Here is a 10,195-nt window from a genome sequence, read left to right on the forward strand (position 1 = left end):
AGTTAATACTTACCACTAAATATTTTTTATGAAAATAATAGCCATGATTCCTGCACGTTATAGTGCAAGTCGTTTTCCAGGAAAATTAATGAAAGATTTAGGAGGGAAACCTGTTATTTTAAGAACCTATGAAGCAGCTTTACATACCAATTTATTTGATGAAGTGTATATTGTAACAGATGCTGATGTTATTTTTAAAACAATACAAAATGCTGGTGGAAAAGCAATAATGAGTAAAAAAGAACATCAATGTGGCTCTGACAGAATTGCAGAAGCTGTAGAAAATATTGATGCAGATATTGTAATTAATGTACAAGGAGATGAACCTTTTATTGATGCCGTTTCATTATCTAAATTAATAGATATTTTTAAAAAAGATGCTAAAAAAGAAATTGATTTAGCGTCTTTAAAAGTACAAATTACTGATAAAAAAGATATAGAAAACCCTAATAATGTAAAGGTTATTACTGATGTAAATAATTTAGCAATCTATTTTTCTAGAAGTGTAATTCCTTATTACAGAGATAAAGAAGTAGAAGTAAAATACTACAAACACAAAGGTGTGTATGCTTTTAGAAAACAAGCTTTGATCGATTTTTACAACACACCAATGACACCTTTAGAAGCCGCAGAAAAAATTGAAGCGATTCGTTACCAAGAAATCGGTAAAAAAATAAAAATGGTAGAAACAGCTGTAGAGGCTGTAGGTATTGATACTCCAGAAGATTTAGAAAAGGCAATTCAGTTTTTAAAATCTTAAAATATGCACAAAATAAGTAAAAACATAAAGGTAATTGCTTTTGATGCTGATGATACTTTATGGATTAATGAAACTTATTTTAGAGAAGCAGAACATCAATTTGCAAAACTTTTATTAAAGTACGAAACCGAAAATAAAATAGATCAAGAGCTTTTTAAGATTGAAATAAAAAACCTTGCATGTTATGGTTATGGTGTTAAGGGTTTTGTTTTATCTATGATAGAATGTGCTTTAGATTTGTCTAATTATCAAATACACCAAAAAACAATTGAAGCCATTTTAAATATTGGTAAAGAAATGTTAGAAAAGCCCATAGAATTGTTAGATGGGGTAGAAGAGGTGTTGCAATCTTTACAAGGTAAATACAAGTTAATTGTTGCTACAAAAGGCGATTTGTTAGACCAAGAACGTAAATTAGAAAAATCTAATTTACTTCATTATTTTCATCATATAGAAGTGATGAGTGATAAAAAAGAGAAAGATTATCAGAAGTTAATTCGGCATTTAGATATACATCCATCGCAATTTTTAATGATTGGTAACTCATTAAAGTCAGATGTTTTACCATTGTTAGAAATAGGAGCATCTGCAATTCATATTCCTTTTCATACAACTTGGTTACATGAAAAAATATCAGATGGTGTTTCTTTAAAATTAGATTATAATACAATATCAAATATCAAAGAAGTTTTAACGCTCTTTTAAATAAATACCCTATTTTTGCATTTTTAAATACATAAGAATATGGCAAGTATAAAAAACTTAAAAAAAGACATCAACTACGTTTTAGGAGATGTTGTTGAATATGCATTAGATGTTTCAATCTTAAAAAATGCACCAGAAAAAGGTGATGCAATTATTGATGAGGCAATTTCTATTTTTGATGCTTTAGTAGCGAAAGTAAATACAAATAAAGTAGAGAATAAGAAAGCTCATTTTAAAGCTATTAACATAGAGTTAGAAGAAAAAGCAAAAGGTTTAGTTGATAAGATTAATTCGTTATAATCTTAACAATTTTTTAAAGAAATTTTATGACCATCATTTTAAATAATGATGGTCTTTTTTATTACTTTAGCTTTAGTATACTAAAATAGTATAGTAAACGTTATAAACCTATAATTTAATTATAAAAAATGGCTAGAGCAATGTTTGAGTATACCAAAACGGTACTAAAAAAAGTGAGTTTTAATTCAGATTTGTTTTGTAAAGAAGTACAAAAGGCATTAAGTAGGTTGTTACCTTATGAAATAGATGAGCTAACAATTTGGTTAAAGCAGTATACTTCTAATAAACCAGAATTACATTCTTGTATGGCATTAATTAAATAAACAAAAAAGGAAGCAAAATAGCTTCCTTTTTTTATTAACTTTTATTTTTTTCTTTTCCCTTTATAGCGTCTCATTAATTTTCTGCCAAATTCCATTTCTGCTATTTGAAGTTTTAAAATCTTTTTATAGGAAATTACTTTTTTTATTTTCGATAAAAAATCTTCATCAGATTGATATATTTTTTTATAAATTTTTAGTTTTAAGTTAATTAATGCTTCTGCTTTTTTTTCTGAGATGGCATCAATTCCATCAGTTGAAATTTCATTTTTTAAATTAGATCTTAACTCATTTCTTAAAACATGTTGGTTTTTATCATACACATTATAAATTGGCCAAAACTTTTCTGCTTCACTAGAGTTTAAGTTAAGTTGCTCTGTGATATAAGCAATTTTAAGAGCTCTTATTTTTTCTCTACTTTCTTTTTTTTCTTGAGCTAAAAAAGTAAGTGTACAAAAAAGATAAAGGCATATACATGTTATTGTTTTTTTCATTTTCTTAGTTTTCATTTAATTCGCTTAATAATAAAGTATTGTCAATAGAGTTGATATAGTCTTCAATATTTTCATCTTCTAAAGTTGTAAAATAAAAATCGTTTTCTATTAAAATATCATCTTGTAAAACGGCAGCAATATCATTGGTGTTAAAAGTATTAGAATCTAGCCAATACTCAATATCTGTATCAGAAAGAGCATCTATTGTAATCTTATTTTTATTACTAAATACAAAAGAATTTAAAGCAATAAATAGTATAACAGAAGCAGCAGCTATAATAGGCATCATTTTTAAAAACCTTTCTTTAAAAGAGATAACTTTAGTTACTTTTTTTGTTGATTTAACTTTGGTTAAAATATCCTTTTCAAGATTTTTAAAGTACCTGTCAGGTGCAGAAAAACCACTTTCTTTGGCAAAATTATCTTCTGATAATTTTGTTTCAAGATGCTCCTCTAAATCATTAAAGTAGTTTTTAGGAGCAGAAAAACCAGTTTTTTTACCAAAAACTGAGTTTATATATGTTTCGCTATTTTTTATCTTGTTTTCCATCCTACTTTTTAGACCTTTTTTTTATAAAAAGGTTTAATTGGTTTCTTTTTTTATATAGTTTTCTATTTTTTTTACTGCATGAAAATACGATGCTTTTAAGGCTCCAACAGAGGTTTCTAAAATTTCAGACATTTCATCGTATTTAATTTCATCAAAATACTTCATGTTAAAAACAAGTTGCTGTTTTTGTGGTAAAGTAGCAATTGCTTTTTGTAAAATAAGCTGAATTTCATTTCCTGTAAAAAAATCATCATTGGCCAAAGTACCTGCTAATTCTTGCTGATATTCAGTAATATCTATCGTGCGTTTTTTAGCTCTTTTATTGATGAAAGTAATAGATTCGTTAGTTGCAATTCTGTATATCCAAGAAAATAATTTACTTTCTTGGTTAAATTTATCAATATTTTTAAAAACCTTAATAAATGTGTTTTGCAAAACATCATCTGCATCATCATGAGAAATTACAATTTTACGAATATGCCAATACAAGCGTTCTTTATAGAGTGATATTAACTCTCTAAACGCTTTTTCTTTGGTCTGAACATTTTTTAATTGTTCTACTAAAAGAGTTTCATCTATCAACGATATAGTTTATAACTTTTAGACTAAAAAAATATAAAAAGGTTTAATGTTTTAGATAATTTGTATTAAAATGAACTACTACAAGATTCTTCCGAAATTACATACTTTAATTTTATAGCCTTAAAAGTAATTTTTTTAAAGTAAAATTATCTTAAATTACCTAAGTGTTGAGAATTTATTTATTAGACAATTCGTGGCATAAGCTTTTAGTGCGAATTCTTAAATCTTATTTTTTTATTCTAGATCTAGAGTATCCAAAAAGTCTTTTCTGTTTTATTGTTTTAGCAATTCCTTCTGGCAGCATATCTTCCCATCCTTCTTTGCCATCAATAATCATTTTTAAAACTGTACGAGAAAAAATATCTAATACTTCTTTATTAAAATCATTAATATTTACCAATTTACCATTGTCTCTAAAGAATTTAAATAATTCTTTCATTCTAGGGTGAACTTTTAGGTTTTCAGTAGTTATATATTCATCTGTTTTTTTATCATGAGATGGATAAATATAAACCTTAAGATCTCTATTAAATAATTTACCAAAAGCCTCTAAAATACCACCACTTAAATTTCGGTAATATTTTTCATCAAAAATTTGAATTAAGTTTTGAGCACCCATTGCTAAAGCCATTCTTTCTTTGGTAAACTCACTAAAATATTCTACGAGTTTAAAGTATTGTTGAAAGTTGGTGATCATTACATTATGACCAAGAGAGCACAATAATTCTGCTCTGTCTAAGAAATCTCTTTCATTAATTTTTCCTTCGGAAGTAAGGTTACTTAGCGTAATTTCAAAAATAAACTGCGTTTTATTTTTATTTACTTTGCTCTCTTCTAAAAATAGTTGTTTAGATTTTTCATACATATCTAAATTAACCTTAGTTACTGGTCTAAAGCTACCACGTAAAGCTAAAATGTTTTTTTTGTACAAAACTTGTGCAGGCAATAAATTATTTCCATCAGGTCCAAACATCACAGCATTGGTCATGCCGTTTTTTAGTAATTGCAAACTCATTAAGCGATTGTCTACATACATAAAACGAGGTCCAGAGAAATTAATCATATCAATTTCTAACTGATCATTTCCTAAATTATCATAAAAAGATTTTACTAAATCTTTAGGATTGTCATTTAGATAAAAAGCACCATATATTAAATTTACCCCTAAAACACCTAAGGTTTCTTGTTGTAAACGAGCATCTGTTTCTTTAAAACGCAAGTGTAAAACAATTTCATTATAGCCTTCTAAAGGGTCTAATTGAAAACGAATACCAACCCAACCATGACCTTTAAATTGTTTTGCAAAATCGATAGTTGTTACTGTATTTGCATAACTAAAAAAGAGTTTATCGGGATGTTTTTCTCTGCTTAAACGATCTTCCATTAAGGAAATTTCATGACCTAACATTTTATGCAAACGAGGTTGTGTTACATAACGATTGTCATCTTCAACGCCATAAATAGCATCAGAAAAATCTTTATCATAAGCACTCATTGCTTTTGCAATGGTACCAGATGCTGCACCAGATCTAAAAAAATTACGAGCAGTTTCTTGGCCAGCTCCTATTTCAGAGAAAGTTCCATAAATGTCAGAATTTAAATTAATTCTTAAAGCTTTACTTTTAGTAGAAGGTACACTACTAATTAATTTATCTCCTTTTAACGAAACTGCCATTTATTGCTATTTTATAATTAAAACAAATGTACTAAAATACACTGCTACCAGTCAATTTTTATAGTATTTTTGTTCTTATGAATTCTCATAAAAAACAGTTAAATATTACTTTTTTAGGCACAGGTACTTCACAAGGCGTACCAATGATAGCAAATAACGACCCTGTTTGTTTGTCTAAAAACTTAAAAGATAAGCGTCTAAGATCTTCACTTTTAATTTCTTGGGATGCTGTTTCTTACACAATAGATTGTGGCTTAGACTTTAGGCAACAAATGTTAAGAGAAAATGTACAATCTTTAAATGGCGTTTTTTTTACACATGAACATGCAGATCATATTGGGGGTTTAGACGATTTAAGGGCTTTTTGTTACAAAATAGGAGAAATGCCAATTTATTTAAATGAAAGAACTTTAAGAAGTTTAGAAAAAAGGTTTGAATATATTTTTAGTGAAGAAAATAGGTATCCTGGAGCACCAAAGGTGTTGCCAATAACTATTGAAAAAACACCCTTTATAGTTGCAGATTTAAAAGTGATTCCCATAGAAGTCTTCCATGGAAATTTGCCAATATTAGCCTATAGATTTGAAGATGTTGCTTACATAACAGATATAAAATCGATTGCTGATGAAGAAAAATTAAAATTGAAAAATTTAGATGTTTTAATTGTAGATGCATTAAGAATAGCAGCACACCCAACACATTTTAATTTACAAGAAGCTTTAGATTTTGTGGCAGAAATAAAACCAAAAAAAGCCTATTTTACACATATCAGCCATAAGTTAGGTTTTCATGACGAAGTGTCTAAAATACTACCCAATAACGTTTATTTAGCTTATGATGGTTTAAAAATTACAGTTTAGATTTTTAGAAACTGTTTTTTAGTGTATATTTGTTTTAAGTGCTTATTTTTAAGAAATTAAAAAGTAAAAAATCTACCTACTTAATAACCTATTTTAGTAATAATGGAAAATAAATCAGAAAACAATCAACCAGTTATAGAAAACCATAAGGTTGATGATAGAATTGCAGCTGTAAGAGATTTGATCTTTGGTGAGAACATGCAACAATACAGTACTGAGTTTGCTGATGTTTATGATAAAATTAAATCTCTAGAAGATAAAATAACTAAAAATTTATCAGAATCTGTTACAGATTTAGAAAATAAATTGGCAGATTTAGAGACTTTGATGGAGCATAAAATTCAAGATTTAAATGATGATTTAGACAAAAGATTAGCTGATTTAGATGATGAAAAAGCCGATCGTAAAAAATTAGGGAAAGCTTTAGAAAAAATAGCTTTGATGTTGCAAGAATAGATGAAAAAATCTACTACAGATAATAAGGACAAACGTTTTGAGTTGCTCAGAGATCTTTTATTAACTGAAGACAGAGAAAAGTTTGATTCGCTTCGTAAAGAATTTATTCTTAATGAAAAGCTACAAGAAAAAGTTAGCCCATTTGTAGATGAAAAAATACTGGACCTTCGAGAAAACTTCCCAAAATATTTTGGAGATAAAGTAACAGATGCAATTAAAATTCAAATACGAGAATCTCAAGATGAAGTTGTAGAAGCTTTATACCCAATTATGGGAAAGATGGTAAAGAAATTTATCGTTGCAGAAATAACCAAACTTTCAGATTCAATTAATAAAACCATTAAAGAAAAATTTTCTGTTCAAGAAATTCTTAAAAGATTTTTTAAAGGGAAAAGAAACGATGCAGGAGCTGTTTTAGAAGAAGTTTTTGAATTTGTTATAGAAGAAGTATTTGTTATTGAAAAAGAGTCTGGTTTACTTTCTGGAAGCTATTCTAGGGGTAGTAATGTAGATAAAGATATGGTTTCTGGTATGTTAACAGCAATTAAATCTTTTGCTGAAGATGCCTTTTCTAAAGAAGGACAAGATTTAGAAAACATTAAATTTGAAACTTTTCAATTGTCTATCAGAAATTTTAAAACAATTTATATTGCAATTGCAACTACAGGTGTTTTAACTCAAGAGATTAAAGAAAAATTATCGGATGATATTAGTAATCTTGCAGAAATTATTTTAAGAGATCGTACTTATTTATCTGAAGAATATCGATTAAATGAAATTATAATTCGAGAGTTAATTGAATCTTAAAAATCAATTAGAATTAATGATTGCAAAAAAAGTATTGCTTGTTGGTAATTTTGGTGTTGGTAAAACTTCATTAATTAGAAGGTTTGTTTTAAATGAATTTTCAGAAGATTACATAAGTACAATTGGAGTAAGAGTCAGTAAAAAAGTGGTTACTTATAAAAATGAAGCCATTAAATTAATGATTTGGGATGTTGCTGGTACAAATGCTGATGAAAAAATACCCAAAGCTTATTTTTTAGGTGCTAGTGCAGCCATGTTTGTTTTTGATGTGAGTAGAGAAGAAACTTATGTAACTTTAGAGGATAATTTAAAGATGGTAAAAGAATTATCTGGCTTAGAAAAAATTACAATTGTTGGTAATAAAAAAGACTTACTTTCTAAAGAAGAATTAGAGGTTGTAGTTGATAAAGTTTCTTTACAAATTGATTTACTTACAAGTGCAAAAGAAGATGAAAATGTAGAAGATGCTTTTATGGAATTAACTGCTCAGACTTTAAAATAAAATCTATTGATACCTGCAAAAATAGAAAATGTTTTTATACAAGTAACTACTGATTATACAGGAGTTATCACAAACATTATTGCAGGAAAATTTGCTATAAATGAATTTATATTACAAGAACTTATTTACGATTCTTGCCCTTTTTTAGAAGGTACTTTAGATGCTTTATCTTTAAATGAAACTTTTCTTTTAGAAGGGATGGTTATTTTTTCTGATGAGAAAGAGTTTAATGTTGATATTGAACTCTTTAAACACGAAAAATCGATAGATGTTTTAATACATAATAGAACAAATGTTTATAAAATTGTAGACAAGCTCAATCAAAATAGAAACGATATTTTTTTTATAAAAAGAGAAATTGCTGAGAAAAATATTGAATTAGAAAAACTGCGAAAAATTGCTGACAAAGCAAATGAAGAAAAGAGTCGTTTTTTAGCAATGATGAGTCATGAAATTAGAAACCCACTAAATGCAATTCTAGGATATGCAGAAATGATTTCATCAGAAAAACTAAACACAAAAGTAGCTAAGTATACAAAAACCTTAGCATCTGCAGGAAAAAACCTAAAAGTTATTGTAGATGATATTTTAGATTTATCTAGAATTGAAGCTGGTAAATTGGCATTGGTTTCTGAACAAATTTCTATTAAAAAAATTGTAAAGAATTGTAAAAATGATTTTAAACACCTAAAAACAAATGAAGATGTAGCTCTTGTTTTTTCAACTTCAAAAAAAATACCCAAATTTGTTTTAGGAGATGCAGTTAGAATTCATCAAATTTTAGCAAATTTAATTAGCAATGCTATAAAATTTACTAACAAAGGGAGTGTAAAGACAAGTGTTAAAGTACTTTCTGAAACTGAAACTGAAATAAAACTTATTTTTGAAGTTGCAGATACAGGTAGAGGAATGTCTAAAGAACAGGGCTTAAAAATATTTGAAGAATATCAGCAAAACGAATTGAATGATAATAGAATTCATGGAGGTGCAGGTTTAGGTTTGGCAATTGTAAATCGTTTGGTAAAAGCGATGCATGGTAAAGTGTATGTAAAGAGTAAGTTACATGTTGGTACTTCTTTTTTTGTAGAAATTTCTTTCGCTAAAACATCAAAAATAGTGACTTCTTTTAAGCAAAAAGTCATTAAAGAAAAAGAAGTTAATTTAAAAGGTAAAAATATTTTAGTTGCTGATGATGATGTTCTAAACCAAACAATAGTTGCTCATATTTTAAAAGAAGAAGAGGTAACCACCACTATTATTTATAATGGATTAGAAGCGTTTGCTAAATTAAAAGCAGCAACTTTTGATGTTGTGCTTTTAGATATTAATATGCCAAATATGACAGGTGAGGAGTTGATGCAACAAAAACAAGATTTTAGTTCATTAAATGCTAATACACCATTTTTAGCTGTTACAGCAAATACAGCTAAAGAAGATGTTGAACGATATTTAGCGTTAGGTTTTTCTGGTGTAATTTCTAAACCTTATACAAAAGCCGATTTTATTCAGAAAATTAAAACTGTTTTTAAGTAGTTTTTAGCTTTTCTTAAATGATTACTCAATAATTACTTTTTTGTTGATTGAATTTTTAGGCACTTTCAGAAGTAGTACATTAAATTACTTTCAAGATTAAAAAAGGACACAAAAATCACATTTTTTGTGTCCTTTTTATGGTTTTTAGAGTTTTTTTAAATTTTTGATAGTTATAAGACATAGATTCCCTATGTTTTTAATGTTCTTATTAAAAATTTAGGCTACTTTTTCTAAAATTTGTTGCTGCATTCTTCTTCCAATTTCTAAACAATTTGCAGTGTGGATTCCAAAGAATATCCAGAGTATTTCTGTTTTTTTTGTTTTAGCTTTTATCTTCTTTAAATGGTAGTGCTCTTTCTCTTTGCCAAAACTCCCTTCCAATCTAGTGGCTCGTTCTTTGGTTATCAATCTAGCTATTTGTAGTTGCTGTTTTCTGTGTTTTGAAGGTCTTCCTTTTGGTTTAAAATCGGTTTGTATTTTATTGGATGTTGCAAAAACTCTGTTTTTATTTGTAGCATAAATGGCATCTGCTCCAACAGTTTTTACTTTTGTTTTTGTGAGCCCTTGTGCTTTATAAATAGTGTTTTTAAACTGTGTTCCTTCATTAAAATTATCAAAACTAATACGCTGAATAAAATTGATTCCGTCAAT

Annotated in this window: 14 protein-coding genes; 9 read left to right on the forward strand and 5 right to left on the reverse strand. The window is 27.6% G+C overall.

Features of this window, described 5'->3' with window-relative positions; translation table 11 throughout:
• The first annotated feature begins 28 nt into the window (after nt 1-28).
• From kdsB to Q0731_RS09705, 4 genes are all read left to right on the forward strand, one after another.
• Nucleotides 29-760, forward strand: a complete 732-nt coding sequence (gene kdsB, locus Q0731_RS09690) for a 3-deoxy-manno-octulosonate cytidylyltransferase (RefSeq protein WP_299063293.1) — start codon at nt 29-31, stop codon at nt 758-760.
• A gap of 3 nt (nt 761-763) precedes the next feature.
• Entirely contained in the window at nt 764-1,465 is a 702-nt protein-coding gene (locus tag Q0731_RS09695) for an HAD family hydrolase (RefSeq protein WP_299063296.1), read from the forward strand.
• Between the two features lie 39 nt (nt 1,466-1,504).
• On the forward strand, nt 1,505-1,765 hold the full coding sequence (locus Q0731_RS09700) for a hypothetical protein (protein ID WP_299063299.1): 261 nt from the start codon (nt 1,505-1,507) through the stop codon (nt 1,763-1,765).
• A gap of 128 nt (nt 1,766-1,893) precedes the next feature.
• Nucleotides 1,894-2,088 (forward strand): hypothetical protein, encoded by a 195-nt coding sequence (locus Q0731_RS09705; protein WP_299063303.1) that lies wholly within the window; start codon nt 1,894-1,896, stop codon nt 2,086-2,088.
• 41 nt (nt 2,089-2,129) lie between these two features.
• Here the strand turns inward: Q0731_RS09705 and Q0731_RS09710 are convergent, their stop codons facing one another.
• From Q0731_RS09710 to Q0731_RS09725, 4 genes are all read right to left on the reverse strand, one after another.
• Nucleotides 2,130-2,579: a sensor of ECF-type sigma factor gene (locus Q0731_RS09710; RefSeq protein WP_299063305.1), complete on the reverse strand. Its 450-nt coding sequence runs from the start codon at nt 2,577-2,579 to the stop codon at nt 2,130-2,132.
• Nucleotides 2,580-2,583: 4 nt separating this feature from the next.
• On the reverse strand, nt 2,584-3,129 hold the full coding sequence (locus Q0731_RS09715; protein WP_299063308.1) for a hypothetical protein: 546 nt from the start codon (nt 3,127-3,129) through the stop codon (nt 2,584-2,586).
• 33 nt (nt 3,130-3,162) lie between these two features.
• Nucleotides 3,163-3,711, reverse strand: a complete 549-nt coding sequence (locus Q0731_RS09720; RefSeq protein WP_299063310.1) for an RNA polymerase sigma factor — start codon at nt 3,709-3,711, stop codon at nt 3,163-3,165.
• Between the two features lie 226 nt (nt 3,712-3,937).
• Nucleotides 3,938-5,386 (reverse strand): TonB-dependent receptor, encoded by a 1,449-nt coding sequence (locus Q0731_RS09725; protein ID WP_299063312.1) that lies wholly within the window; start codon nt 5,384-5,386, stop codon nt 3,938-3,940.
• 77 nt (nt 5,387-5,463) lie between these two features.
• Here Q0731_RS09725 and Q0731_RS09730 point away from each other — a divergent pair, with 77 nt between their 5' ends.
• The 5 genes from Q0731_RS09730 (at nt 5,464) to Q0731_RS09750 (ending at nt 9,544) form a co-directional block, all read left to right on the forward strand.
• The gene (locus Q0731_RS09730; RefSeq protein WP_299063315.1) at nt 5,464-6,246 is read left to right on the forward strand and encodes an MBL fold metallo-hydrolase; all 783 of its coding nucleotides are present in this window, start codon (nt 5,464-5,466) and stop codon (nt 6,244-6,246) included.
• Nucleotides 6,247-6,348: 102 nt separating this feature from the next.
• Nucleotides 6,349-6,702 (forward strand): hypothetical protein, encoded by a 354-nt coding sequence (locus Q0731_RS09735; RefSeq protein WP_299063318.1) that lies wholly within the window; start codon nt 6,349-6,351, stop codon nt 6,700-6,702.
• Complete coding sequence (locus tag Q0731_RS09740; protein WP_299063320.1) at nt 6,703-7,509, forward strand: cell envelope biogenesis protein OmpA; 807 nt, start codon at nt 6,703-6,705, stop codon at nt 7,507-7,509.
• A gap of 16 nt (nt 7,510-7,525) precedes the next feature.
• On the forward strand, nt 7,526-8,011 hold the full coding sequence (locus tag Q0731_RS09745) for a Rab family GTPase (RefSeq protein ID WP_299063323.1): 486 nt from the start codon (nt 7,526-7,528) through the stop codon (nt 8,009-8,011).
• Between the two features lie 6 nt (nt 8,012-8,017).
• Nucleotides 8,018-9,544, forward strand: coding sequence for an ATP-binding protein (locus tag Q0731_RS09750; RefSeq protein WP_299063326.1), 1,527 nt, complete (start codon nt 8,018-8,020; stop codon nt 9,542-9,544).
• A 216-nt stretch (nt 9,545-9,760) separates the two neighbouring features.
• Here the strand turns inward: Q0731_RS09750 and Q0731_RS09755 are convergent.
• On the reverse strand, nt 9,761-10,195 hold a 435-nt coding region (locus tag Q0731_RS09755; RefSeq protein ID WP_299063329.1), incomplete at its 5' end, for a transposase.

The sequence above is a fragment of the uncultured Polaribacter sp. genome (genome assembly GCF_947497695.1).
In the GTDB taxonomy this organism is placed as follows: domain Bacteria; phylum Bacteroidota; class Bacteroidia; order Flavobacteriales; family Flavobacteriaceae; genus Polaribacter.